This is a genomic window from Nocardioides sp. NPDC000445 (assembly GCF_040300245.1).
In the GTDB taxonomy this organism is placed as follows: Bacteria; Actinomycetota; Actinomycetes; order Propionibacteriales; family Nocardioidaceae; genus Nocardioides.
On record NZ_JBEPDH010000001.1, the window covers coordinates 315,800 to 340,587 of the forward strand.

The following is a 24,788-nucleotide window of genomic DNA, read 5'->3' on the forward strand; positions in this document are numbered from 1 at the left end:
CCCTCAACGACCGAGTACGTGGCGCAGCGCCGCCTCCAGCGTCGGGTGACGGAACTCGTGCTCGCTCCCGAGAGCGGCCGGCTCGACCCGCTGGCTCGCCAGTGCCATCTCCTCGGCGCCCTCCCTGCCGAGCAGGAGCCGTGGGCCGAGAGCCGGCGTGGGCAGGAGCGCGGGCCGGTGGAGCACGTGCGCGAGGATCTGGGCGTAGACCCGGCCGGTGACCGGCTCGGGGGCGACCGCGTTGACCGGGCCGACGAGCGTCTCGTCGAGGACCGCGCGGTGGTAGACGTCGACCAGGTCGTCGATGCCGATCCAGCTCAGCCACTGCTCACCGCTCCCGAGCCGGCCACCCAGACCGGCCGCGAACAGCGGTCGCTGAAGCCTCAGCGCTCCCCCGGCGGGCGTCTGCACGATCCCGGTCCTGACCTGGACCGCCCGTAGCCCGTCCACCCGGCTCGCCGCCTCCCAGTCGGCGACCACGTCGGCGAGGAAGCCCGCGCCCCGGACCGAGGGTTCGGTGAGGACCTTGTCGCCCCGGTCGGCGCCGTAGAACCCGATCGCGGAGGCGCTGACGAAGGTGCGTACGCCGCTGCGTGCCGCCGCCTCGGCGAGCCGTCGGGTCGGCTCGATCCGGGAGTCGCGGATGGCCGCCTTGTGCGCCGCGGTGAAGCGGCCCGCGATGGGCGCCCCGGCCAGATGGACGACCGCGTCCACCCCGTCGAGCAGGTCCGAGCCGGGCGCCGACGGATCCCAGTGGCGCTCTCCCTCCCCTGCCGGTGGGTGCCGAACCAGCCGGATCACCCGGTGGCCGCCGGTGGTGAGGAACGGGACCAGGGCGCGCCCGACGGTCCCGCTCGAACCGGTGACCGCGACGGTGAGCGACCTGCCCGCTGCGTACGCTCTGCGGTGTGCGGCGAGGTCGGCGACCAGCTGATCGTGACGGTAGCCGAGCATCCGGTCCACCATCCGCCCGAGCACGTTCGTCTCCACCCGGTCGGTGACCAGGGTCGCGTCGCCGTCGGCGGCGAACTCGTGCCTGTGGGTCCATGTCAGCGGCCGCAGCGAGGCGAGCCGCTCGGTGAACAGGTGCGGTGGGTCGTAGGCGTCAGGATCGTGACGGGCCACCCAGTCCACTCCGCGCCCGAGCGAGATCACCGCCGTCCCGTCGGCGAGGTCGGCCGCCTCGACCCGCACCTCCCCCGGCGTCCACGGCGGCGTCAGCCGGCGGATCGCTCCGGGGCGCCGATGCCACCCGAAGACCTCCTCGACCGGCGCGTCGATGCGCGTGGTCAGCGTGTGGACCCGGACCAGCGGGAACGTCATGCCAGCAGCCTCGCGCGGATCGGCCGGACGTACAACCGGCACGCCGTCCGGCCTCACGCAGTGATGAAGTCCGGCCTCCGGCGCTCGAGGAATGCGGCCCGGCCCTCGGCGAACTGCCTGCCGGTGAGCAGCTCGACCTGGAGGTCGGCCTCGGCCTCGAGTACGCCGTCGAGGCTCTGGTCGGGCTGGGTGAGGATGCGCCGGGTGCCGGCGACCATGGGCCCCGAGAGCTCGGACAGCCGCGAGGCCAGCTCGACCGCATGGTCGAGGGCGGTGCCGTCGTCGACGACGGTCTCCACCGCTCCGATCCGCTCGGCCTCGGCCGCGTCGAAGGTGCGTACGGTCAGGAGCAGCTCGCGCGCTCTCCCCTGCCCGACGCGCCGCGGGAGCGTGTAGGCGAGCCCGGTGTCGGGGCCGAGCCCGATCTTCCCGAAGGACGTGGAGAAGGTGGCCGAGCGGCCGGCGACCACCAGGTCGCAGGCGGCTGCCAGCGCGAGGCCGAGCCCGTAGGCGCCGCCCTCGACCGCGGCGATGACCGGCCGGTCGCCGGTGACCAGCTGACGTACGACGGCGTTGACGACCTCGAGCCGCTGCCGGGCGACGTCGCGGTCCTGCGACATCGACCGGATGTCGCCACCCGCGGAGAACACCGAGCCCGCGCCGGTCAGGACGACGGCGCGCGCCTCCTGGTCGGCGGCCCGGAGCGCGGTGAGCAGATCCAGCCGGTCGCCGAGGTCGAGCGCGTTGCGACGTTCGGGACGGTCGAGAGTGAGGATCCGGACGTGGCCGCGGTCCTCGACGCGGACCGCCCCGGTCCGCGGCGCCGCGCTCACCCCTGGAACTCCTTGACCATCTGCTTGGCGATGATCAGCTTCTGGATCTCGCTGGTGCCCTCGTAGAGCCGGAACAGTCGCGCGTCGCGGTAGAACCGCTCGACCGGCACGTCGCGCATGTAACCGAGGCCGCCATGGATCTGGACCGCGCGGTCGGCGATCCGGTCGACCGCCTCGGTGCAGAACAGCTTGCACAGCGACGGCGCCGTACGCCGGTCGCTGCCGTCATCCCAGCTGCGGGCGGCCTCGAGCACCATCGCGCGACCGGCGTACGCCTCGGTCCGGCTCTCGGCGAGCATCGCCTGGATCAGCTGGAACTCGGCCAGCTTCTGGCCACCCTGGCTGTTGGTCGTGGCGTGGCGCAGGCTCTCCTCGATCAACCGGTCCGCCAGACCCACCGTCAGGGCGGCGATGTGCAGCCGGCCCTTGGCCAGCGATCGCATCGCCGCGGAGAAGCCCTCGCCCTCGACCTCGCCGACCAGGTTCTCGGCGGGCACCCGGACGCCGTCGAGGAAGATCTCCGACGTCACCGTGCCGCGCTGGCCCATCTTGTGGTCCTTCGGACCGATGGTGACCCCGGGGGTGTCGGTCGGCACCACGAACACCGATATGTTCTTCGCGCCCTCGTCGAGGTCTCCGGTGCGGGCGAACACCATCAGCAGGTCGGCCCAGATCGCGTTGGTGATGAAGCGCTTCTGCCCGTTGATGACGTACGCGTCGCCCTCGCGGACCGCGCGCGTGCGCAGGCCGCTCGGGTCGGAGCCGGCCTCCGGCTCGGTGAGCGCGAACGAGGCCACCAGCTCGCCGCTCGCCAGCCCGGGCAGGTACTGCTGCTTCTGCCGCTCGGTGCCGCAGTTGACCAGCACCTGGCCGGCGATGCCGTTGTTGGTGCCGAACATCGAGCGGAACGACGGCGTGGTCCAGCCGAGCTCCATCGCCAGCCGGACCTCCTCGGACATGGTGAACCCGAGACCGCCGTACGCCTCCGGGATGGCATAGCCGAACAGCCCCATGGCCGCGGCCTGCTGCCGGAGCCGGTCGGGGATCTGGTCGGTCTCCTCGATCTCGTCCTCGGCCGTGACGACCTCCTTGCGGACGAACGCGCGGACGGCGTCGAGGATCGACGTGAACTCGTCGGGCTCCATGGGTGCTGCTCCTTCGTGCGGACGGATCGAGGGGATCATGGCGTGGGAACGGGTACGTCGGTGTGCCGGCCGACCACGCCGCGGGCGGCCAGCCGGTCGATCGTCACTGCGTCGAGACCGAGCTCGGCGAGCACGGCATCGGTGTGGGCACCGAGCTCGGGGATCGCGCCCATCGGCAGCTCGACGTCGCGGAACGTCATCGGCGGCAGTACGCCGCGGACCGGCCCGGCAGGAGTGGCGACCTCGCGCCACCGGTCGCGACCGGCGAGCTGCGGGTGCTCGACCAGGCCGGACATGTCGTTGATCTGGGCGGCCGGAACGCCGGCGGCGGCGAGCCGGGCGTCGAGGTCGGCGGTGGCGAAGCGGCGGGTGTGCTCGGCGACGACCGCATCGCACTCCTCACGGTGGGCGACCCGCAGCGGGTTGGTGGCCAGCCGGGGGTGGTCGGCGAGATCGGGCCGGTCGAAGACGTCGGTGACCAGCGCGCGCCAGCCACGGTCGTTCTGGACGCCGATCAGGATCTCCCCGTCGGCCGTCGGATAGGCGTCGTACGGTGCGATCGAGGCGTGGCTGAGCCCCATCCGCGGCACCTGGCGGCCGCCGTACATCTGCATGTACATCGGGTGCCCGAGCCACTCGACGGTCGCGTCGAACATCGACACGTCGACGATGCCGCCCTTGCCGGTGCGCTCTCGGCGGAACAGGGCCGCGACGATCGCCTGGCTCGTGTAGAGGCCGGCGGCGATGTCGGAGCTGGGGACGCCGGTCTTGGTCGCCGTCTCCGGGGTGCCGGTGACGGAGATCAGCCCGGACTCGGCCTGGATCAGCATGTCGTACGCCTTGCGGTCGCGCAGCGGGCCGCCGGTGCCGTAGCCGGAGATGCCTGCGACGACGAGCTGCGGGTGCCGTTCCGCCAGCTCGTCGGCGCCGAGCCCGAGCCGCTCGGCCGCTCCCGGCGCGGCGTTCTGCAGGAACACGTCGGCGCGGGCGACCAGCCGGCGCGCGAGCTCGGCGCCGTCGGGCGACTTGAGGTCGAGCGCCACCGACTCCTTGCCCCGGTTGAGCCAGACGAAGTGCGAGGCGAGGCCGTGCACCGCATGGTCGTAGTTGCGGGCGAAGTCACCCTCGCCCACCCGCTCGAGCTTGATCACGCGGGCACCGAGGTCCGCGAGGTGACGGGTGGCGAGCGGGGCCGCGACGGCCTGCTCGAGGGCGACCACGGTGGTGCCCTCCAGCGGCAGCAGGTCGGTGGTCATGCAGCAAGCATCCCGCGACTTCTTATGCTCGTCCAATACCTAATCCTTGGAGGATTGTTCCTACTGATGCAAGGGTTGTCCCTATGGACCTGCACCATCTCGAGGCCTTCCTGGCCGTCGCCGAGGAGCTCCACTTCGGCCGGGCGGCCGAACGGCTGCACATCGCCCAGCCGCCGCTGAGCCGCACCATCAAGCAGCTCGAGCGCGACCTCGGCGCCCAGCTCTTCGACCGCACCACGCGGAGCGTGCGGCTGACCTCAGCTGGGGAGGCGCTGGTGCGGCCCGCGCAGGAGGTGCTCGAGGGCATGCGCACCGCGCGCCGGGCGGTCCGCTCGGCGGGCCGCGGTGAGACCGGCCGGGTCCGGATCGGCTTCGCCGGCCCTTCCTCCCACGTGCTCGTGGGCCAGCTCGGTCGCATCGTCCGCGAGCAGCATCCGGGGATCGAGTTGATGCTGCAGAGCACGACGTACAACTACGAGGCGCTGCGCTCGCTGCAGGACGGCGAGCTCGACCTGGCCATCGCCCGGTGGCGGATCGAGCCGCAGGGTCTGGCACACCGCGTGATCGCGGTCGAGCACTACGTGCTCGCCGTTCCCGCCGGCCACCGGCTCGCCGGCCGCGGGGAGGTCAGCATGGCGGAGTGCCGAGACGAGCCGTTCGTCGCGCTGCCCGCCGACCCGGGCTCCAGCGTGCGCGACGCCTTCATCGAGACCGCCTCCCAGACCGGTTTCGTGCCGAACATCGTGCAGACCGCGCCGGACAGCTGGACCGCGGTCGCGCTGGTGGCGGCCGGTGTCGGCATCACGTTCACGCTCGACACCGCGATCGCCAACGTCGTGCAGACCGGCATCGAGGTGGTCCGGATCATCGAGTGCGACCGCCCCACGTTCCAGCAGCTCGCCTGGCGGCAGGACGACCGGAGCCCCGCGCTGCACGCGGTGCTGCGCGCCTCGGAGGAGGCGCTGCCTACTCCCGAACTGCCGCCGGAGTCTTGACCAGTCCCACCTGCGATGCGGTCGCCACGTGGCGCCCGGTGACGTCGAACAGGTCACCGACGCCATGGGCTCGTCCGTGCGCGATCGACGCCACCCGGCAGTCGAACTGGTGCCAGTCGGTCAGGTCTGACGCGGCATGGAAGGTCAGCGCGTGCGTCAGGCTGAGGATCCTGGCGCCGGGCACGTGCCGTGCTGATCCGAGCGCCAGGAACGACGGCTCGAGCACGCTCATATCGGTGACATAGGCGACCATCGCGGCCTGCACGACCGGGTCGTCGGGCAGCGGACCGGTCGAGCGGAGGAAGGTGGTCTGCCGATCGCCGGGTTCGGCGGCAGCGACGTACGGCGGTGCCACCGCGTGCCGGAAGTGGACCGGACGCTCCAGGCGCCACCACGGCGGGATCCGCTCGTCCGAGCCGAACCGGTCGGCCAGATCCGGCAGCGTCTCCGGCTCGGGGGCCGGCCACGGCCGGGCGGCACTGTAGGACGGCAGGTCGGCACGTACGGTCGCCCATCGGCTCACCGCGCCGAAGAGCTCCTCGCCCGCCTCGTCGAGCAGCCGGCTGCGGCGGGTCGCCAGCGACGGCGCGTCGGAGACGACCGTGACCTCCCAGTGCAGCGGCCGGTCCGTGGGCACCCCGCCGACGAAGTCGGCCTGCAGGCTGACGACCCGCTGGTCGGCCTGGACGACGCGGCCGGCCGCGACCAGCGCCTGGGCGAGGAGGAGGCCACCGAAGATGCGGTCGGCGGGGTGCTCCTGCGGCTTCCCCACCCAGTGGCTGACCCGGGCCGACGGGTCGTCGGCGCAGGTCAGGTCGAGCAGCTCGAGCAGCTCGTCGAGGGTCACGGCAGCACGGGTGTCAGCAGCAGGAGAGGCAGGTTCCACCCGGCTCATTGTGCCGTCGTTTTGTCATCACTTTCGATATCTGTCTCGAACTATTCATACGCATCTGTCAACAGTGAGCAGCGGAAGAAGTATTGGAGTTCGGCATGCGGCTGGCGGCAGGCTGGGGCCACTGACCCATCCCCGTCCGCCCTCGAGGAGCACCCATGGCCGCGCCCGACAAGGTCACCGATCTCAGCTCGGCGGTGGCCGCCCACGTACGGGACGGCATGACGGTCGCACTCGAGGGCTTCGGCCACCTGATCCCGTTCGCCGCGGGCCACGAGATCATCCGCCAGGGCCGTCGGGACCTGACGTTCTGCCGGATGACCCCCGACCTGCTGGCCGACCAGATGATCGCCGCCGGCTGCGTCTCCAAGCTCGTGGCCTCGTTCTTCGCCAGCGGCTCGGCGGGCTCCCTGCACGAGGTCCGGCGCCGCGTCGAGAGCGCCGACCCGAGGCCGCTCGAGGTCGAGGAGTACAGCCACTACGGCATGGTGTGCCGCTACCAGGCCGGCGCCGCCGGGCTGCCGTTCTTCCCGCTCCGCTCGTACGCCGGCAGTGACCTCCCGAAGCTGAACCCGCTGATCCGCAAGGTCACCGATCCCTACGGCGGACCCGACATCTACGTCGTGCCGCCGCTGCGCCCGGACGTGACGATCGTCCACGCCCAGCGCGCCGACCGCTCCGGCAACGTGCAGATGTGGGGCATCGTCGGGGCCCAGCAGGAGGCGGCGTACGCGGCCGAGACCGTGATCGTGACCGTCGAGGAGATCGTCTCCGAGGACGTGGTCCGCTCCGACCCGAACCGCACCGTACTGCCGTCCCATGCGGTCACCACCGTGGTGGAGTGCCGCGGCGGCGCCCATCCGTCCTACACCCAGGGCCACTACGACCGCGACAACGCCTTCTACCGGGAGTGGACGCCGATCAGCCGCGATCGTGAGGCGGTGCTCGGCTGGCTCGAGGAGTGGGTGCACGGCGTTCCCGACCGGGAGGCCTATCTCGCCAAGCTCGGAGCCGAGCGCTGGGGCGGACTCGGCGTCGCTCCTCGCCCCGCGCAGCCCGTCGACTTCGGCCGCCGCCGGGTGGCCGCCCAGGAGGTCTCATGAGTGCGCCGCTCTCGGACGTGGCTCCGGCCAGCACCGAGTTCCTCGCCGCGGTCGCCGCCCGCCAGCTCGTCGGCAAGCACCGGGTCTTCGCGGGCGTCGGGCTGCCGACCCTCGCCGTCGACCTGGCCCGCCGCACCGTGAACCCCGACGTCGAGCTGGTCTACGAGTCGGGCATCTGCGGCGCCCAGCCGGAGGGCCTGGCGGAGGGCATCGCCGACTCGGTGCTGGTCTCCGGCGCCGCGGCGGTGCTGAGCATGCCCGCACTCTTCGGCTACGTGCTGCAGCGCGGCCACGTCGACGTCGGCTTCCTCGGTGCCGCCCAGGTCGACCGCTGGGGCAGCCTCAACACCAGCTTCATCGGCGACTGGGACAAGCCCACCGTCCGGCTCCCCGGTGCCGGCGGCGCCGCGGAGATCATGCCGAACGCCGGCGAGTGCATCGTCGTGCTGCGCCGCCACGACCCCGGCGCCCTTCCGGCGCAGCTCGACTTCTGCACCTCGCCGAGCCCGGTGCGCGCCTACGAGGAGGACCCCCGGATGGTGCCTCGCGGCCACGGAGTCTCGACCGTGATCACCCCGATGGCCGTGCTGCGCCGCCCCGACAAGCTCGGCGAGCTCGAGATCAGCGAGGTCCACCCCGGCCTCACCATCGACGACGTCCGCGCCGCCACCGGGTGGGACATCGCCGTCGCCGATGACGTACGCGAGACCGCACGGCCGACCGTCGAGGAGGTCCGGCTGCTCCGCGACGAGATCGACACGGTGCGGCTCTACCTCCGATGAGCGCGTCCACCCTCACGTACGAGCCGCGCCGGTCGGCGTACGTCGCTCTGCTCGCGTGCTCCACGCTCGGCACCCTGTCGAGCACCATCATCAGCGCGCCGATCAACGTGATCGCCCACGCGATCGGGGCCTCGCCGCGGGGGATCGTCTTCGCAGTCAGCGCCTTCACCCTGGCGATGGTCGTCTTCGCCCCGGTCTCGGGCTGGATGTGCCAGCGGTTCGGCTCCCGGCGGGTGCTCGCCGGGTCGCTGCTGCTGATGGTGGCCGCACAGGCGGGCGCGGCGTTCAGCCAGGGGCTCGGGTTCCTGGTCGTGATGCGCGCCCTGCAGGGCGTTGCCTGCTCGGCGGTGCCGCCCGCGATCCAGCAGGTGCTCGGCCGGCACTGGGCCGGCAACCGGGCCCGGGTGATGGCCGCCTGGGCGGCCGCGATCGGCGTCGGCCAGGCGCTCGGGCCGCCCCTCGGCGGGCTGGTCGCCGACACCCTCGGCTGGCGCTGGGTGTTCCTCACCCACGCCTCGCTCAGCGCCGTGCTGCTGGTGCTGTGCCTGACCGTGGTGCCCGACGTGCCCGCGTCGTACGCTCCGCTCCACGTCAGCGGAATGGCCACCCTCCTGGTCGGGATCGGAGCGCTCGTCGGCGCCGTCAGCTGGCTCGGGCAGCACGGCGAGATCGCGGTGGCCGCGGGCATGGCAGCCGTGGGTGTGCTCGCCCTGGTCCTGCACACCCAGCTCGGGCGCACCAGCGCCGGACCCTTCGTCCCGCCCGGCCTCCTCACCGAGCGGAGGTTCGTGGCGAGCACGATGGCCGCCGGCACCGTGATGGGCTGCCTCGGGGTGGCGATCGTCGCCACTCCCCTGCACCTGGGCCGCGACCTGGGCCTGGGCCCGGGACACATCGGCATCACCATGCTCGCGCTGGCTCTGGCGATGACGCTCGCCGCGCCGCTCTCCTCCCGGGTCACCGAACGGTTCACCGCCCGGCGCACCCTGCGCGGCGGGCTCGTGCTCCTCGCCCTCGGCCTGCTCGCCCTGCCCCTGGCCGCGACCGGCTCCGGGCACGACACGGTCGTCGCGCTCACCGTGGCCGCGCTCGCGCTGACCGGCGCGGCCATCGGCGTCGTCCAGGCGACCTCCGCGCTCGGTCTGATGACCTCGCCGGCCGCCGCCGACGGTGTCGCGCTCGGGCTCCACAACATGCTCCGCTTCACCGGCCTCGCCGTCGGCTACTCCTGGGTTGCGATCGCCTACCCGACCGGAAACCTCTCCCTCGTCTACGGCGTCCCGGTCGCCGCTGTCGCCCTGACCTGGGCGATGGCCGGTCCGACGGCCCCGTCCACCGAGCCCGCCGCAGAAAGGGTGTTCCATGACCATCGCTGACCCCGTTCCCGAGCCCGCTCCGACGGCTCCGCTCGCCGGGCTGCGGGTGGTCGAGGTGTCCAGCTTCGTCGCCACGCCGCTGTGCGGCACCACTCTGGCGCAGCTCGGCGCGGAGGTGATCCGCGTCGAACCGCTCGAAGGTGCGCCGGACCGAACCCGTTGGCCGCTCACCGACGACGGCGCCAGCCTCTACTGGAACGGGCTCAACCCCGGCAAGAAGGCCATCGCCGTCGACTGCACCCACCCGGAGGGGCGGGCGCTGGTCGCGGACCTGGTCGTCTCGGGCGGCCCGTCGGGCGGCATCGTGGTCACCAACACCGAGCGCTGGACCGAGCTCGGGTACGCCGCGCTGCGCGCCCGCCGCGACGACGTCATCCACGTTCTCCTCACCGGGCGCCACGACGGCGGGACCGCCGTCGACTACACCGTGCAGGCCGGCACCGGGTTCCCGCTGGTGACCGGCCCGGAGGAGCATGCGGCGCCGGTGAACGGCGTGGTCCCGGCCTGGGACCTCGCGGCCGGTCTCCACCTCGCGACCGGTCTGCTCGCCGCCGAGCGCCGGCGCGCGGTCACCGGCGAGGGCGCCGAGGTGCGGGTCGCGCTGGAGGACGTCGCCCTCGCGGCTGCCGGAAACCTCGGCTATCTCGCCGAGGCGCAGCTGCGGCCGGGGGGCGAACGGGGCTCGATCGGCAACCACGTCTACGGCACCTTCGGCCGCGACTTCACCACCGCGGACGGCGACCGCTTCATGCTGGTGGCCCTCACCCCGCGGCAGTGGTCGGACCTGCTGGGCATCACCGGCCTCGCCGAGGCGGTGGCCGCGCTGGCCCGCGCACTCGATGCCGACTTCTCCGACGAGGGCGCGCGGTTCCGGCACCGCACCGTGCTCGGCGGCCTGATCGCCGCCTGGTTCGAGCAGCACGAGACGGCGTACGTGACGAGGGCGCTGGCGACGACCCGGATCCTGTGGTCGCCCTACCGCAGCTTCCGCGACCTCGCCGCCGACGACGCCCGGCTGCTGCGCGAGCACCCGCTGTTCTCGGCGATCACCCAACCCGGCGTCGGCGAGCTGCTCGCCCCCGGCGCGCCGGTCACCATCGACGGGCGCCGGAGTGCGCCCCGGCCCGCGCCCACCGTCGGGCAGGACACCGGTGGGGTGCTCGCCGACGCCCTCGGCCTGGCCACCGAACGGCTCGACGACCTCGTCAGCCGCGGCGTCATCGGCACCCGGGAAGTGGTGGCCCGATGAGCTCCGCAGAGACCGCGCGCACCTGGCTGTTCGTCCCCGGGGACCGTCCGGAGCGGTTCGCCAAGGCCGCTGCCGCCGGCCCCGATGTGGTCGTCCTCGACCTCGAGGACGCGGTCGCCCCGGCGTCCAAGGACGCGGCCCGCGACCACGTCATCGACTGGCTCCCCCGGGCCGAGGTCACCGTCGCCGTCCGGGTCAACGCCGCCGGTTCCGCCTGGCACGACGCCGACATCGCCGCGCTGGCAGCCCTCGACAGTCCGACGACCGTGGTGCTGCCGAAGGCCGACGGCCCCGAGACCGTGGCGGCCGTCCTGGCCGCGCTCCCCGACGGCTCCGCCGTCGTGGCGCTGGTCGAGACCGCGCTCGGCGTCGCGCGAGCCATCGACCTGGCCCGCTCCCCCGGAGTCGTACGTCTGGCCTTCGGCAGCTACGACCTGGCCGCCGAGCTCGGCGTCGATCCCGACCACGCACCCGCCCTCGCGCCCGCGCGGGGCGCCCTGGTGCTCGCCTCGGCCGTCGGCGGCCTGGCCGGGCCGATCGATGGCGTCACCGGCGACGTACGCGATCACGAGCGGCTGACCGCCGACGTCACCACGGCCGCGGCCCTCGGGTTCGCCGGCAAGCTCTGCATCCACCCCGGCCAGGTGGCCCCCACCGCCGCGGCCCTGGCGCCCAGCCCCGACGAGGTCGCCTGGGCCGAGCGCGTCCTGGCCGCCGCGACCGAGGACGGCGTCGCCCTCGTCGACGGCCGGATGGTCGACGCCCCCGTCGTCGCCCGCGCCCGCCGCATCGTCTCCCTCAACCGACCCACCCCAGGAGCAGCCAGATGAGCAGCCTGACCCCCGACGAGCAGGACATGGTCCGGCTCGTCGCCGACTTCGTCGACGAGCGCGTACGCCCCCGGGTCCGCGAGTTCGAGGCGGACGACATCTATCCCGAGGAGCTCATCGAGGAGATGAAGAAGCTCGGCTTCTTCGGCCTCCTGGTGCCCGCCGAGCACGGCGGCGTCGACGTGAGCACGGCCTGCTTCGCACGGGTCACCGAGGAGCTCGCCCGCGGCTGGATGAGCCTGGCCGGCGCGATCGGCGGACACTCGGTGATCAGCTACCTGGTCCGCCATTTCGGGACCCCGCAGCAACAGCAGGACCACCTGCCGAGGATGGCCGACGGCAGCCTGCGCGCCACGATGGCGCTCACGGAGCCGTCCGGCGGCAGCGACCTGCAGGGGATGCGTACCTTCGCCGACGCCGACGGCGACGAACTGGTCATCACCGGCTCGAAGACCTGGATCTCCAACGCCCAGCACGCCGGCCTGATCGGGCTGCTCTGCGTCACCGACCGCTCCGCCTCGCCCGCACACCAGGGCATGAGCGTGGTGCTGGTCGAGCCCGGCGACGGGCTGACCGTCTCGGGCAAGATCCCCAAGCTCGGCTACCGCGGCGTCGAGGCCTGCGAGCTCACCTTCGACAAGATGCGCGTCCCGGCGACCTCGGTCCTGGGCGGCGCCCCCGACCGAGGCTGGGGCCACATGATGCGCGGCCTCGAGGTCGGCCGGATCCAGGTGGCGGCCCGCGCCGTCGGCGTCGGCCAGGCCGCGCTCGACGACGCGCTCTCCTACGCCCAGACCCGGGAGAGCTTCGGCAAGCCGATCTGGAAGCACCAGTCGGTCGGCAACCTGCTCGCCGAGATGGGCACCAAGATGCGTGCCGCCCGGCTGATGACCCTCGACGCGGCCGAGCGGCTCGACGCCGGCGACCGCGCCGACATGGAGGCCGGGATGGCCAAGCTCTTCGCCTCGGAGGCGGCCATGCAGGTCGCCCTCGACGCGGTGCGGGTGCACGGCGGCTACGGCTACGCCAAGGAGTACGACGTGGAGCGCTACTTCCGCGACGCCCCGCTGATGATCGTCGGCGAGGGCACCAACGAGATCCAGCGCAACGTGATCGCCGCCCAGCTGGTGGCGCGCGACCAGAAGGGAAAGAACTGACATGGCACTTCTCGACAGCAAGACCGCGGTGATCACCGGAGGTGCGCAGGGCATCGGGCTGGCCATCGCCGAGCGCTTCGTGGCGGAGGGGGCACGGGTGGTGCTCGCCGATCTCGACGGCGCCGCCGCCGAGGCTGCGGCCAAGGAGCTGGGCCCGGACGTGGCCACCGGCGTGGCCTGCGACGTGGTGAACGGCGAGGACGTGGAGCGTGCGCTGGAGACCGCGGTCTCGACGTACGGCTCGCTCGACATCGTCGTCAACAACGCCGGCATCACCCGCGACGCGACGATGCGGAAGATGACCGAGGACCAGTTCGACCAGGTCATCGCCGTTCACCTCAAGGGCTGCTGGCACGGCACCCGGCTCGCCGCCGCCCGGATGCGCGAGCAGAAGTCCGGCGCGATCGTGAACATCTCCTCGATCTCCGGCAAGGTCGGCATGGTCGGGCAGACCAACTACTCGGCCGCGAAGGCCGGCATCGTCGGGTTGACCAAGGCCGCGGCCAAGGAGATGGCCCACCACGGGGTCCGGGTCAACGCGATCCAGCCGGGGCTGATCCGCTCGGCGATGACCGAGGCGATGCCGCAGCGGATCTGGGACGAGAAGATGGCCGAGATCCCGATGGGTCGCGCCGGTGAGCCGGCCGAGATCGCGAACGTAGCGCTCTTCTTCGCCTCCTCGCTCTCCTCCTACATGACCGGCACGGTCGCCGAGGTGACCGGCGGAAGGTACATGTGAGCTGGCGGCCGCACCGGGTGAGGTCGACCGAGACCCTCGACGCGGGTCCGGCCGCCGCCCTCGGCGCGCTCCTCGACAGCGGTGCTCGGGTGCCGGCCGCCGGGGACGTACTCCCGCCGCTGTGGCACTGGGTCGCGCTCCCGCGGTGGCCGGCGTCGTCGGTGATCGGCGTCGACGGCCATCCGCGCCGCGGTGACTTCCTGCCGCCGATCGACCTGCCCCGGCGGATGTTCGCCGGCGGCGAGGTGACGTTCCACGGCGACCTCCGCGTCGGCACCGAGGTCGTCCGTGAGTCCGAGGTCGTCTCCGTCGAGGAGAAGGACGGCCGCAGCGGCCGGTTGGCGATCGTCAAGGTGCTCACCCACCTGGTCGACGGCGAGCGCGACGACCTGCTCGTGGAGGAGCGGCAGGACCTGATCTACCGCGAGGCCGCGCCGGCGCCGACGTCGTTCCCGGACCCCGGGCCCGCCTCGACGTTCTCCCCGGCCGGACCGCCGCTGGTGGCCGAGGACGGCGGCTGGCGGTTCGTCACCGACCCGACCCTGCTCATGCGGTTCAGCGCGGCGACAGCCAACCCGCACCGGATCCACTACGACTGGCCCTACGCCACCCGGGTCGAGGGATATCCCGGACTGGTCGTGCACGGCCCGCTGTCGACCCTGGTGCTCGCCGAGGCCCTTCGGCTCGCCCACCCCGACCGAGTCGTACGCCGTCTGAAGCACCGCAACACCGCTCCCCTCTTCTGCGGCGACCCCGCCCGGGTCCGGGTCGACCGCCCCGACCCCGACACCGCGCCCGACTCTGTCGAGGTCGCGCTGCGGCGCCCCGACGACACCGTGCTAGCCGGCCTGACGGCCGAGCTGGCGACCGCAACCCTCTGAAAGGCCCCAACCATGAGTCACACTTCTCGCGACGTGGTCATCTGCGAACCCGTCCGCACCCCGATCGGCCGCTACGGCGGCGTCTTCAAGGACCTGAGCCCGGTCGACCTCGGCGTCACCGCGCTGCAGGGCCTGCTCGCCCGCACCGGCATCGACCCGGAGCGGATCGATGACGTCATCCTCGGCCACTGCTACCCCAACGCCGAGGCACCGGCGATCGGCCGGGTCGTCGGACTCGACGCCGGGCTCCCGGTCACCGTAGGCGGCCAACAGGTCGACCGCCGCTGCGGCTCCGGGCTGCAGGCCGTCGCCAACGCGGTGATGCAGGTGGCCTCCGGCGCCAGCGAGATCGTGGTCGCCGGTGGCGCCGAGTCGATGAGCAACGTCGCCTTCTACTCCCTCGACATGCGCTGGGGCGGGGCGCGCACCGGCGTGCAGATCCACGACGGCCTCACCCGTGGCCGCCAGACCCCGGGCGGCCGGTTCCACCCCGTGCCCGGCGGCATGCTCGAGACCGCCGAGAACCTGCGCCGGGGGTACGCCATCGGCCGCGAGGAGCAGGACCGGCTCGCCGTCAGCTCCCACCAGCGCGCCGTCACCGCCCAGCAGAGCGGCGTCTTCGCCGAGGAGATCGTGCCGGTCACCGTGCCCTCACGGAAGGGCGATGTCGTCGTCGACACCGACGAGCACCCCCGCGCCGACACCACGATGGAGTCGCTCGCGAGGCTGCGGCCGATCCTCGGCTCCTCCGACCCGGACGCGACCGTCACCGCCGGCAACGCCAGCGGCCAGAACGATGCGGCCGCCATGTGTCTGGTCACCACTGCAGACGTCGCCGAGAGCCTCGGCCTGCGACCGCTGGTCCGGCTCGTGTCCTGGGCCGCCGCCGGCGTACGTCCTGACGTGATGGGCATCGGCCCCGTCCCCGCCACGGAGGCGGCCCTCGCCAAGGCCGGTCTGACCCTGGCCGACATCGACGTGATCGAGCTCAACGAGGCCTTCGCCGCCCAGGCGCTGGCGGTAATGCGCGAGTGGAAGTTCACCGACGACGACCTCGAGCGCACCAACGTCCACGGCTCCGGCATCTCGCTGGGCCACCCGGTCGGCGCCACCGGCGTACGGATGCTCGGCACGCTCGCCCGCGAGCTGCACCGCCGCGAGGCCCGCTACGGCCTCGAGACCATGTGCATCGGCGGCGGCCAGGGCCTCGCCGCCGTCTTCGAGCGGGTGGTCTGATGCGTACGTTCACCTCGGTCGAGGACATCGAGGCCGCTGTCGGCGAGGAGGTCGGCACCACGGACTGGGTGCAGATCACCCAGGAACGCGTGGACCGCTTCGCCGAGCTCAGCGGCGACCAGCAGTGGATCCACGTCGACGTCGAGCGGGCCACCACCTCGTCCTTCGGCGGCACCATCGCGCACGGCTACCTCACGCTGTCGATGCTGCCGGCCTTCGCCGCCGAGCTCTACACGATCGATACCGGCTCCGCTCGGCTCAACTACGGCCTCGAGAAGGTGCGGTTCCCCGCCCCCGTCAAGGTCGGCTCGAAGATCCGGGCCACGCCGCGGATCAAGGAGGTCCGACCGGTCCCGGCCGGGACCCAGGTGCTGGTCGCCTGGACCGTCGAGGCAGAGGGCACCGAGCGACCGGTCTGCGTCGCGGAGAGCATCACGCTGGTCCTGCCCTGACGCCTCATGAGTGCCGCCGATCTTCCCGCCGGGAGGTCGGCGGCCTTGGCATGCCCGGAGCGTCATTGGGCTCACGAGTGATATCAATGCCATCTAGATTTGGTGTTGGACGTGCAATGGCGCGGGTTCTTAGTGTGAACGCGGTCACACAGCATTCCGGTGCGTGACGACACACAACCCCCGGAGGAGCAGTCCCCATGACCCAGTCAACGCGCGTCACCGACGAACGGATGGCCCGCAAGGCGGGCATAGCCGCCTTCGTCGGCACCACCATCGAGTGGTACGACTTCTACATCTACGGCACCGCGTCCGCTCTGGTCTTCGGGCCGCTGTTCTTCAGCAACGCCGAGCCCGCTGTCGCGACCCTGCTCTCCTTCGCGACGTTCGCCGTGGGCTTCCTGACCCGGCCGCTCGGCGGCGTGGTCTTCGGCCACCTCGGTGACCGGATCGGCCGCAAGCGCTCCTTGATCCTGACGCTGCTGCTGATGGGTGTCACCACGGTCGGCGTCGGCCTGCTGCCGACGCACGCGTCCATCGGTGCCGCCGCGCCGGTGCTGCTGATCGTGCTCCGGCTGCTGCAGGGCCTCGCCGTGGGCGGCGAGTGGGGCGGCGCGGTGCTGATCGCGACCGAGCACACCCGCCCCGACCGTGGCTTCCTGTTCGGTGCCTTCGCCCAGCAGGGCTCCCCCGCCGGCCGGATCCTGGCGACCCTCAGCTTCCTCGCCGTCACCGGCCTGCTCCCCGACGACGCCCTCCTCGAATGGGCCTGGCGACTGCCGTTCCTGGCGTCGGCCGCGCTGGTCGTGGTCGGGCTCGTGATCAGGCTCAGCCTCGAGGAGTCCCCGGCGATGAAGGACCTCCACGAGCGCAACGAGGTCGTCCGGGTCCCGGTGATCGAGCTGTTCCGCAGCAACTCCCGTGAGCTGATCCTCGGCGTCTTCGGCATCCTGTGCGTCTTCGTGGTCGTCTACGCCCGTGACACCTTCGCGCTCTCCTGGGCCACCACGTACCTCGGCTTCGAGAAGGACTCCTTCCTCACCATCATCCTGATCGCCAGCGTCGTGCAGTTCTTCGTGCAGCCGTTCGGCGCGGTGCTCGCCACCCGCTGGAACCCGCGCACCCTGGTCACCGTCCTGCTCGCCCTCGAGATTCCGGCGCTCGCGCTGATGTTCGTGCTGATGAGCACCGGGAACTGGACGCTCGCGATGATCGGCGCGGTGATGGCCACGATCCCCGACGTGATGTTCTACGCGGTCATGGCGGGCATGCTCGCCCAGGCCTTCCCGGCCCGGGTCCGCTACACCGGCATCTCGGTGACGTACGGCCTCTCCGGTGCGCTGTGCGGGACCACGCCGATGATCCTGCAGTGGCTGCTCGACACCTCCGGCAGCATCGTCGTGCCTGTCGCCTTCGGGGTCGTGACCACCGTGATCTCCCTGGTGTGCTCCCGTGCGCTGCTCGGCCGGGGCGCCGCCGAGACGGAGACCGCCGACGACACGGCGACCGTTCCCGTCGCTCGCTGAGCCGCCAGACCGAGACCCAGCTGCCCCGCGTCGCCGACGGCGACGCGGGGCTGCGTGTCGTCAGGGCTTGCTAAAGGATTCCCTCACTCCAAGGCAGGACTCCTCCAATGGCCGGTTGACCTGCATGATTTCTAGTGTGCTGGGGTCCACACCACACCAGGAGACCGCATGACCGACACCACGGCACCGGAACGCATCGCACCTGCCCAGACCAGACGACTGGCCATCGGCGCGGGCGCCGGGACATCGCTGGAGTTCTTCGACTTCTCGATCTACACCGTCGCCTCGGCGCTGGTGTTCCCGGCCGTCTTCTTCTCCGGGGACACCGATCCCTGGTTCGCCTCCTTCATGAGCCTGGCGACCTACACCCTCGGGTACGTCGTCGCACCGCTCGGCGCCGTCGTGATGGGCTGGGTCGGCGACCGTCACGGCCGACGGAAGGCCATGCTCATCACCTTCTACCTGATGGGTGGCGCCACCGTGCTGATGGGCCTCCTCCCGTCGTACGCCTCGATCGGCGTCGCCGCGCCGGTCCTGTTGATCGTGCTGCGGATGGTGCACGGGTTCTCCCGCGGCGGTGAGCTCGGCGGCGCCTCGGTGCTCGCGGTCGAGCACGCCCCCGTCACCCAGCGAGCCGCGTACGGCGCCTTCGTGGCGCTCGGGTCCCCGCTCGGCGCGCTGCTCGCGAACCTGGCGTTCGTGCTCGTCTTCTACCTGCCGGCGAGCGCCGTGCAGAGCTGGGGCTGGCGCATCCCGTTCCTCCTGGGGGCCCTGGTCCTCCTCGTCGGGATCTGGGCCCGCCGCGCGCTCGAGGAGTCGCCGGTGTTCCAGGAGCTGGCCTCCGAGCAGACGGCTCAGCACATCGTCCGCATCCCGATCTGGAACGTCCTGCGCGACAACTGGCGCCGCCTGCTGCTGGCCGCCGGCGCCAACATGGGCCTCAACGCCGTGATGTTCGTGCTGGCCGGCTTCATGCTCTCCTACGCCGCCTCCCCGGCTCCCCAGGGACTCGGCCTCGAGATCAAGTCCGTCCTGTGGTGCACGCTGCCGGGCCTCGCTGTCCACGCCGTCACGGTCGTGGCCGGGGCCCGGCTCTCCGACCGTCTCGGACGCAAGCCGGTGATGCTCGCCGCTGCGGTGGCCGTGCTGGCGTACATGCTGGTCCTCTTCCCCATCGCCCAGCAGGGATCGCTGGCCTCGTGGGCGCTCGCGATCGCCGGCGGCTTCTTCCTGACCGGCTTCCTGTTCGGGCCGCTCATCACCTTCCTCACCGAGCTGTTCACCCCCGAGCAGCGTCAGTCCGGCGCCGGCCTCGCCTACCAGGTCGGCGCTGTACTGGGTGGCGGACTGTCTCCCTCGATCGCCAACCGACTCATCGAGTGGACCGGCCAGGCGGCCTCCGTCGGCTACTACCTCGCGGCCGGGATGGCCGTGACCGTGGTGTGCCTGCTGGTGCTCCCGGAGACCGCGCCGATCCGCACGAGGACGGGTCGATGACCGACGAGCTCGAGGCGCTGCGGCGCCGCGTGGCGGACCTGGAGGCGGAGGCGGAGATCCGCCGCCTCCAGGCCCGTTACATGTTCCTGTGCGACACACCCTGTCCCGAGGCGGGCGTGGGCGACGACGCCCGGCGGATCGACCTGGTGATGGACCTCTACTCCCCCGACGCCGTCTGGGAGGGGGTCGGGGAGTACTACGACGGCCAGTTCGGGCGGGCGGAGGGCCATGACCAGATCCGGGCCCACTTCGAACGGTTCTGGTCGCCCGACCGGACACCCGCTCTGGTGCTGAACGCCCACTACCTGACCTCGGAGCAGATCCAGGTCGACGGCGACCGGGCTGAGGGGCAGTGGATCCACATGCAGCCCTGGCTGTACGCCGACGGGACCGCCCTGCTCCGCTCGAGCCGGCTCAACAACGCGTTCCGGCGCGAGGACGACGGTCGCTGGCTGATCACCCGCACGCGCACCGAGAACGTGTTCGTCGCGCCGCTGCCCGACGGCTTCGCCACGGCGTATCCGGCGACGTCGGTTCTGATGGATCCGCCGGGAGCTAGACCGTGACGCGGTACTGAAGTACGTCCCGGACGAGCGTGCCGAGGCTCTCGGCCTCGGTCTTCGCCTTGATCCGGGCGCGGTGCACGTCGACCGTCTTGACGCTGGTCCCGAGCTGGCGCGCGATGTGCTGGCTCGGGAGCCCGGCGATGACCAGGCGCAGCACCTCCCGCTCGCGCGGGGTGAGGGAGTCGATCCGGGCGGAGACGGCGCGGCGGCACCGGTCCTCGGCGAACCGCCTGGCCGCGACCGCGAGCTGCTCCTGGACGACCTCGAGCATCTTCTGCGGCTCGTAGGGCTTCTCCAGGAAGTCCACCGCGCCTTGGCGCAGCGCGCGCACCGACATCGGGATGTCGCCGTGGGCCGAGCAGAAGATCACCGGCGCGGGATACTCCCGTGCCACCAGCTGCTCCTGCAGCTGGAACCCGCTCAGTCCGGGCATCCGGACGTCGACGATGACGACGCTCGGCTCCTCAGGGTCCATCTCGTCGAGGAAGGTCGGCGCGTCCGGGTAGATGAACGCGGTGATGCCGACGCTCTCGAACAGGAACACCAGCGACTGCCGGAGGTCCTCGTCGTCATCGACGATGTGGACCACCGGAGCCACTGGGTCATCGGGCTGCGCATAGTCGGTCGGGTTCATCGGGCACCACCCTCACTCTAGGACCGGAGCGACCCGGTCAGGTGTCGTTCCACCCACGCGGCATGGCCGAGCAGATCCGTCTCGCCGCGGCTGGGGCCGATCAGCTGGACACCGAGAGGCAGCCCGTGACTGTCGGTCAGGCCCGGGACCGCCACCGTCGGCAGACCCATGGCCTGCCAGGCCCGGCTGAGGACCGGGTCGCCGGTGACGTCGAGCCCATGCGGGGCCGGACCGGGAGCGGCCGGACCGAGGACGACGTCGTAGGAGGACAGCAGCCGGGCGACCGTCTCCTCGCCCACGTCGACTACCTCGGACGCGGCCCGGTAGTCCACCAGGGACGTGGCCTCCCCCGTCCGGAGCAGCTGGGCGAGCTGGTCGCTGATCTCGCCGGCCCTGGCGAGCTCGTCGGCGCGCTCGCGAGCGGCCTCGAAGGCCATCACGACCGGATGGGCATGGGTCACGTCGGCGACGAGCCGCTCCTCGGGGAACGGATCGACGACCGCTCCGGCCGTACGCAGCCGCTCGACCGCCACGGCGAGCGCGACCCGCATGGGCTCCTCGACGACGTCGAGCGGATCGGCGGTCCAGACCAGGATCCGGGGCGGGCCCCCGAGCGGGCCGACGGCCACGTCCCGGGCACCGGTGAGCGCGGACCAGGCGAGGGCGAGGTCTGAGACCGAGCCGGCGAGGACGCCGTGGCTGTCCAGGCTCGGGCTCAGGCCGGTGACCCCGGTGACCGGGAAACGTCCGTGGCTCATGACCAGCGACGCGACGCCGCAGTAGGAGGCGGGCCTGGTCACCGAGCCGGCGGTCTGCGAGCCGAGCGCCAGCGGCACCTGCCCGGACGCGACCGCGGCTGCCGAGCCGCTCGAGGAGCCGCCTGGCGTGTGCCCCGGCGCTGCCGGGTTGGCGGTCGGTCCGGGCGCGAAGAAGGCGAACTCGGTGGTCACGGTCTTTCCTGCCGGGACCGCACCGACACCACGCCAGGCCGAGACGATCGCTGCATCCGCCTCCGCGGGCGGCGCGTCGGAGCGCACGGCCGCACCGCAGCGGGTCGGCAGCCCGGCCACGTCGATGATGTCCTTGACGCCGAGCGGGACCCCGGCCAGCGGACGGTCTCCAGGCACCGACGAGGGCGGCTCGGCGAGGGCCACCCACGCTCGCAACGCCGGATCGGTCGTTTCCACCCGCTCGCGGAACCGCGCCCAGACCGCGGCGGACGTGGTGCGCCCGGCTCGCAGGTCCTCGACGAGCGTACGCAACGACCACGAGGGGCGGATCACGCCTCGTCCTCCCAGGTGGCGTCGGCCTCCCAGTAGTCCATGCCGCTCGCGCTCACCGCGTGCCGCCACCCCGACGTACGCCGGAGCGAGGGCTCGATCTGCGCGGTCACGTCGTCGGCGGCGTCGGGGCCGTCTGCGGGCACCTGCCAGTGGACCCAGTTGAGCTCGCGGCCCTCGGCGTCGCGGACGAAGAGATCCACGTGGCGCCAGCCGTAGCCGTGCGTGTCGTTGTAGCACATCAGGGTCGTACGCTCGCTCATCTGTTTCTCCGCCTCAGGCGCTCGCCGCAACCCGCGTCGCGGGCGTGATCCGGTGGAAGCCGCGCTGGAAGTAGAGCAGCGCGCCGGCCTCGTCGTGCACGCTGACGTGGTCGACCTCGACGAAGAGCACGGTGTGGGTCCCCTGGGTGAACTCGGCCCCGACGCGACCGACCAGGACGGCGGCCGCATCGCCCAGCACCGGTACGCCGTGGCGGTCGTGGTCCCAGGCGGGGAGCGCGAACCGCTCCTCCATCGAGAGCCCCGTCGCGCCCGCGAAGTGCATCGCGAGCTCCTCGTGCTGACGGCCCAGGACGTTGATGGCGACCCGGCGGTTCGTGCGGAAGATGTCGTGGGTGTAGCTGGACTGGTTGACACACACCAGCAGCGTCGGCGGTGTGTCGGTCACCGAGCAGACCGCACTGACGGTTATCCCGGCCCGTCCGCTGACGCCATCGGTGGTGACGACGTTCACGGCGGCCGACAGGTTCGCCATGGCGGCGCGGAATTCACGCTGGTTCGTGGTGAGCTCGTCGGACATGTCTCGACGTTATGCCCGGCTCCGGGCGCCGAGATATCGAGAGTTCCACCCCGCCCGCTGAGGATTTCCCCTAGCCGACCTCGATCGCTAGACACCCAGGACCACGTCGACCATCGCGACCTGCTCCGCTCTCGACCAGGTCGCGGGGTCGAGGACCGCGACCACCTGGGCCCCGATGAGGACAGTCATCAGCAGGTCGACCGACCTGGCGACGTCGGTCGCAGGGAGCTCTTCGGCGTCGATGGCCTCCTGCCAGTGCCGCGTCATGCGCCGCTTCCAGGCCGCGACCGCGGTGTTGTTGACCGTGGCCAGGGCTGCGTCGTTCATCGCCCGCTGCCACAGCGACATCGCGATCCGCGCCTCGAGGGTGGTGTCCTGGGCGAGCGGCATGATCTCGTGGCACATCCGGCGCAGCGCGATCAGTCCGGCGGAGCGGCCGACCGACGCCTCGATGCGCTCGTTCGTGGCGTCGAGGACATGCTCGTACGCCGCCCGCAGGATCTCGTCCTTACCGGCGAAGTAGTGGCTGAGCGCGCCGTTGGTGTAGCCCGCCTCGGCTGCGAGGTCGCGCATGTTGACGCCGTCGACGCCGCGTGCGGCCAGCAGTCGCCAGGCGGCCGCGATGATCGCGCGCCGGCGCTCGTCATGATCGACCAGTCGTGGCATCAGGCTCCTTCCGACGGCGCCCTAAAGGTCTTACCGATGTCCGTGGCCGCGTCGCGGCTGTAACGTGCATCACATCTTGGTTCTACACCCGTTGAACCATAACGCATGGCAGGGAGTATCCATGGTCGACATCACTCAGTCGGAGGCACCGGCCACCGCATCGTCGTTGAAGGGCTCGATCGGCATCGCCGGCATCGTGTTCCTCGTCATCGCCGCCGCCGCACCGCTCACCGCGGTCGCGGGCTCCCTGCCGGTGATGATCGCCCTCGGCAACGGGGCCGGCGCCCCGATGGCGTACGTCGTCGCGGCTGCTGTCCTCCTTGTCTTCAGCGTCGGCTACGCCGCGATGAGCCGCTCGGTGACCGACACCGGCGCGTTCTACGCGTACGTCACCAATGGGCTCGGCACCTCGCCGGGGCTGGGTGCGGCCGCGCTGGCGCTGCTCGCCTACACGACCATCCAAGCGGCCATCTACGGCCTCGCCGCCGCGACGACACGCGACGTCGTCCTGCGGTTCGGAGGCCCGGACCTGCCGTGGTGGCTGTGGGCCGGCGTCCTGATCGCCATCGTCGCGCTCCTCGGCTACCGCAGCATCGACCTCGGGGCGAAGGTGCTCGGCATCCTTCTCGTCGCCGAGATCGCGCTCATCGTGATGCTCTCCGCCGCCGTCCTGATCCGGGGAGGGGCGCACGGCGTCGACGTCGGCTCGTTCACCCCGTCGTCGTTCCTGTCCGGCTCGCCCGGGATCGCCCTCATGTTCGCGATCGGCTCCTTCGTCGGCTTCGAGGCCACGGCGATCTATGGCGAGGAGGCCCGCAACCCGAAGCGGACCGTGCCTATCGCGACCTACGTCGCCGTCGGCACGATCGGGGTCCTGTACGCGGTGGCGAGCTGGACATTGGTGCTCGCCTTCGGGAGCGACCAGGTGCAGGCGGCCGCGCAGGCCGACCCGGCCGGCTTGACCTTCACGGCCGCCGCCACCTTCCTCGGTGGCACTGCCGCCGACGTGATGATGGTGATGCTCGTGACCAGCCTCTTCGCGGCGCTCCTGGCCTTCCACAACGCCATCGCGCGCTACGTCTTCGCCCTGGCCCGCGCCGGGCACGCCCCGCGCCCGCTGATGGGCGTCCACCCGCGGCACGGGTCGCCGTACGTCGGCTCGCTGGCCCAGACAGCGACCGCCGTCGCCCTCGTCGGGGCCTTCGCGATCGCCGGCGCCGATCCGGTCCTGGAGCTGTTCACCTGGATGGCCGGGGTATCGATCGTGGCGATCCTCGCCGTCATGATCCTCACCAGTGTCGCGATCGTCGTGTTCTTCCGGCGCGAGGGCACCGACACCCGGTGGTGGCACACCAGGGTCGCGCCGGTCCTGGGAGCGGTGGGGCTGATCGGCATCTCGGTGCTGGTGATCGACAACTTCACCACCCTGATCGGCGGCTCGACCACGCTCGCCAACAGCTTCCTCGTCGCCGTCGTCGTGACGTACGTCCTGGGGGCGCTCGTCGGCCGCAGGCGTCCCGCACGCCGTGGCTGACCGACCTTCCCGATCCCGTCTCGACCTCTCGACCCAAG

Annotated in this window: 25 protein-coding genes; 15 read left to right on the plus strand and 10 right to left on the minus strand. The window is 71.9% G+C overall.

What is annotated here, in order from left to right:
• Positions 1 to 3: 3 nt before the first annotated feature.
• Genes ABT304_RS01490 through ABT304_RS01505 form a run of 4 tightly spaced genes read right to left on the minus strand, consistent with a single transcriptional unit; the run spans position 4 to position 4,557 of the window.
• On the minus strand, positions 4 to 1,323 hold the full coding sequence (locus tag ABT304_RS01490; protein WP_350713014.1) for a TIGR01777 family oxidoreductase: 1,320 nt from the start codon (positions 1,321 to 1,323) through the stop codon (positions 4 to 6).
• Positions 1,324 to 1,376: 53 nt separating this feature from the next.
• Positions 1,377 to 2,156, minus strand: coding sequence for an enoyl-CoA hydratase/isomerase family protein (locus ABT304_RS01495; protein ID WP_350713015.1), 780 nt, complete (start codon positions 2,154 to 2,156; stop codon positions 1,377 to 1,379).
• Positions 2,153 to 3,301, minus strand: coding sequence for an acyl-CoA dehydrogenase family protein (locus ABT304_RS01500; protein ID WP_350713016.1), 1,149 nt, complete (start codon positions 3,299 to 3,301; stop codon positions 2,153 to 2,155). Before ABT304_RS01500 ends, ABT304_RS01495 begins: the two co-directional genes overlap by 4 nt.
• Positions 3,302 to 3,336: 35 nt before the next feature.
• Positions 3,337 to 4,557 carry a CaiB/BaiF CoA transferase family protein gene (locus tag ABT304_RS01505; RefSeq protein WP_350713017.1) on the minus strand — a complete coding sequence of 407 codons (1,221 nt, stop codon included), beginning with the start codon at positions 4,555 to 4,557 and terminating at the stop codon, positions 3,337 to 3,339.
• Between the two features lie 83 nt (positions 4,558 to 4,640).
• Here ABT304_RS01505 and ABT304_RS01510 point away from each other — a divergent pair, with 83 nt between their 5' ends.
• Positions 4,641 to 5,552: a LysR family transcriptional regulator gene (locus ABT304_RS01510; RefSeq protein ID WP_350713018.1), complete on the plus strand. Its 912-nt coding sequence runs from the start codon at positions 4,641 to 4,643 to the stop codon at positions 5,550 to 5,552.
• Here ABT304_RS01510 and ABT304_RS01515 read toward each other — a convergent pair.
• Positions 5,524 to 6,438, minus strand: a complete 915-nt coding sequence (locus ABT304_RS01515) for an acyl-CoA thioesterase (RefSeq protein ID WP_350713019.1) — start codon at positions 6,436 to 6,438, stop codon at positions 5,524 to 5,526. The genes ABT304_RS01510 and ABT304_RS01515 overlap by 29 nt on opposite strands.
• A 164-nt stretch (positions 6,439 to 6,602) precedes the next feature.
• Here ABT304_RS01515 and ABT304_RS01520 point away from each other — a divergent pair, with 164 nt between their 5' ends.
• The 13 genes from ABT304_RS01520 to ABT304_RS01580 all read left to right on the plus strand — a co-directional run bounded on the left by ABT304_RS01520 (position 6,603) and on the right by ABT304_RS01580 (position 19,835).
• On the plus strand, positions 6,603 to 7,547 hold the full coding sequence (locus tag ABT304_RS01520; RefSeq protein WP_350713020.1) for a CoA transferase subunit A: 945 nt from the start codon (positions 6,603 to 6,605) through the stop codon (positions 7,545 to 7,547).
• On the plus strand, positions 7,544 to 8,329 hold the full coding sequence (locus tag ABT304_RS01525) for a CoA-transferase subunit beta (RefSeq protein WP_350713021.1): 786 nt from the start codon (positions 7,544 to 7,546) through the stop codon (positions 8,327 to 8,329). Before ABT304_RS01520 ends, ABT304_RS01525 begins: the two co-directional genes overlap by 4 nt.
• Positions 8,326 to 9,705 (plus strand): MFS transporter, encoded by a 1,380-nt coding sequence (locus tag ABT304_RS01530; protein ID WP_350713022.1) that lies wholly within the window; start codon positions 8,326 to 8,328, stop codon positions 9,703 to 9,705. The genes ABT304_RS01525 and ABT304_RS01530 overlap by 4 nt, the downstream gene beginning before the upstream one ends.
• Positions 9,692 to 10,954, plus strand: coding sequence for a CoA transferase (locus ABT304_RS01535; protein ID WP_350713023.1), 1,263 nt, complete (start codon positions 9,692 to 9,694; stop codon positions 10,952 to 10,954). The genes ABT304_RS01530 and ABT304_RS01535 overlap by 14 nt, the downstream gene beginning before the upstream one ends.
• Positions 10,951 to 11,784, plus strand: coding sequence for an HpcH/HpaI aldolase/citrate lyase family protein (locus ABT304_RS01540; RefSeq protein ID WP_350713024.1), 834 nt, complete (start codon positions 10,951 to 10,953; stop codon positions 11,782 to 11,784). The genes ABT304_RS01535 and ABT304_RS01540 overlap by 4 nt, the downstream gene beginning before the upstream one ends.
• Entirely contained in the window at positions 11,781 to 12,941 is a 1,161-nt protein-coding gene (locus ABT304_RS01545; RefSeq protein WP_350713025.1) for an acyl-CoA dehydrogenase family protein, read from the plus strand. Before ABT304_RS01540 ends, ABT304_RS01545 begins: the two co-directional genes overlap by 4 nt.
• 1 nt (position 12,942) lies before the next feature.
• Positions 12,943 to 13,680 (plus strand): 3-oxoacyl-ACP reductase FabG, encoded by a 738-nt coding sequence (fabG, locus tag ABT304_RS01550; protein WP_350713026.1) that lies wholly within the window; start codon positions 12,943 to 12,945, stop codon positions 13,678 to 13,680.
• Positions 13,677 to 14,561, plus strand: coding sequence for an FAS1-like dehydratase domain-containing protein (locus tag ABT304_RS01555; RefSeq protein ID WP_350713027.1), 885 nt, complete (start codon positions 13,677 to 13,679; stop codon positions 14,559 to 14,561). Before fabG ends, ABT304_RS01555 begins: the two co-directional genes overlap by 4 nt.
• 12 nt (positions 14,562 to 14,573) lie before the next feature.
• A complete protein-coding gene (locus ABT304_RS01560; RefSeq protein ID WP_350713028.1) occupies positions 14,574 to 15,797 on the plus strand; it encodes an acetyl-CoA C-acetyltransferase in 1,224 nt (407 codons plus the stop codon).
• The gene (locus ABT304_RS01565; protein ID WP_350713029.1) at positions 15,797 to 16,249 is read left to right on the plus strand and encodes a MaoC family dehydratase; all 453 of its coding nucleotides are present in this window, start codon (positions 15,797 to 15,799) and stop codon (positions 16,247 to 16,249) included. The genes ABT304_RS01560 and ABT304_RS01565 overlap by 1 nt, the downstream gene beginning before the upstream one ends.
• Positions 16,250 to 16,446: 197 nt before the next feature.
• Positions 16,447 to 17,772, plus strand: coding sequence for an MFS transporter (locus ABT304_RS01570; RefSeq protein ID WP_350713030.1), 1,326 nt, complete (start codon positions 16,447 to 16,449; stop codon positions 17,770 to 17,772).
• Positions 17,773 to 17,940: 168 nt separating this feature from the next.
• Positions 17,941 to 19,269, plus strand: a complete 1,329-nt coding sequence (locus tag ABT304_RS01575; RefSeq protein WP_350713031.1) for an MFS transporter — start codon at positions 17,941 to 17,943, stop codon at positions 19,267 to 19,269.
• A complete protein-coding gene (locus ABT304_RS01580) occupies positions 19,266 to 19,835 on the plus strand; it encodes a nuclear transport factor 2 family protein (RefSeq protein WP_350713032.1) in 570 nt (189 codons plus the stop codon). Before ABT304_RS01575 ends, ABT304_RS01580 begins: the two co-directional genes overlap by 4 nt.
• Here the strand turns inward: ABT304_RS01580 and ABT304_RS01585 are convergent.
• From ABT304_RS01585 to ABT304_RS01605, 5 genes are all read right to left on the minus strand, one after another.
• Positions 19,825 to 20,469 carry a response regulator transcription factor gene (locus tag ABT304_RS01585; RefSeq protein WP_350713033.1) on the minus strand — a complete coding sequence of 215 codons (645 nt, stop codon included), beginning with the start codon at positions 20,467 to 20,469 and terminating at the stop codon, positions 19,825 to 19,827. The two genes, ABT304_RS01580 and ABT304_RS01585, sit on opposite strands and share 11 nt — an antisense overlap.
• 17 nt (positions 20,470 to 20,486) lie before the next feature.
• The gene (locus ABT304_RS01590; protein ID WP_350713034.1) at positions 20,487 to 21,752 is read right to left on the minus strand and encodes an amidase; all 1,266 of its coding nucleotides are present in this window, start codon (positions 21,750 to 21,752) and stop codon (positions 20,487 to 20,489) included.
• Positions 21,749 to 22,012 carry a hypothetical protein gene (locus ABT304_RS01595; protein WP_350713035.1) on the minus strand — a complete coding sequence of 88 codons (264 nt, stop codon included), beginning with the start codon at positions 22,010 to 22,012 and terminating at the stop codon, positions 21,749 to 21,751. The genes ABT304_RS01590 and ABT304_RS01595 overlap by 4 nt, the downstream gene beginning before the upstream one ends.
• 13 nt (positions 22,013 to 22,025) lie before the next feature.
• Entirely contained in the window at positions 22,026 to 22,550 is a 525-nt protein-coding gene (locus ABT304_RS01600; protein WP_350713036.1) for a flavin reductase, read from the minus strand.
• 87 nt (positions 22,551 to 22,637) lie between these two features.
• The gene (locus ABT304_RS01605) at positions 22,638 to 23,216 is read right to left on the minus strand and encodes a TetR/AcrR family transcriptional regulator (RefSeq protein WP_350713037.1); all 579 of its coding nucleotides are present in this window, start codon (positions 23,214 to 23,216) and stop codon (positions 22,638 to 22,640) included.
• A gap of 121 nt (positions 23,217 to 23,337) precedes the next feature.
• Here ABT304_RS01605 and ABT304_RS01610 point away from each other — a divergent pair, with 121 nt between their 5' ends.
• Complete coding sequence (locus ABT304_RS01610; protein ID WP_350713038.1) at positions 23,338 to 24,750, plus strand: APC family permease; 1,413 nt, start codon at positions 23,338 to 23,340, stop codon at positions 24,748 to 24,750.
• Positions 24,751 to 24,788 lie beyond the last annotated feature (38 nt).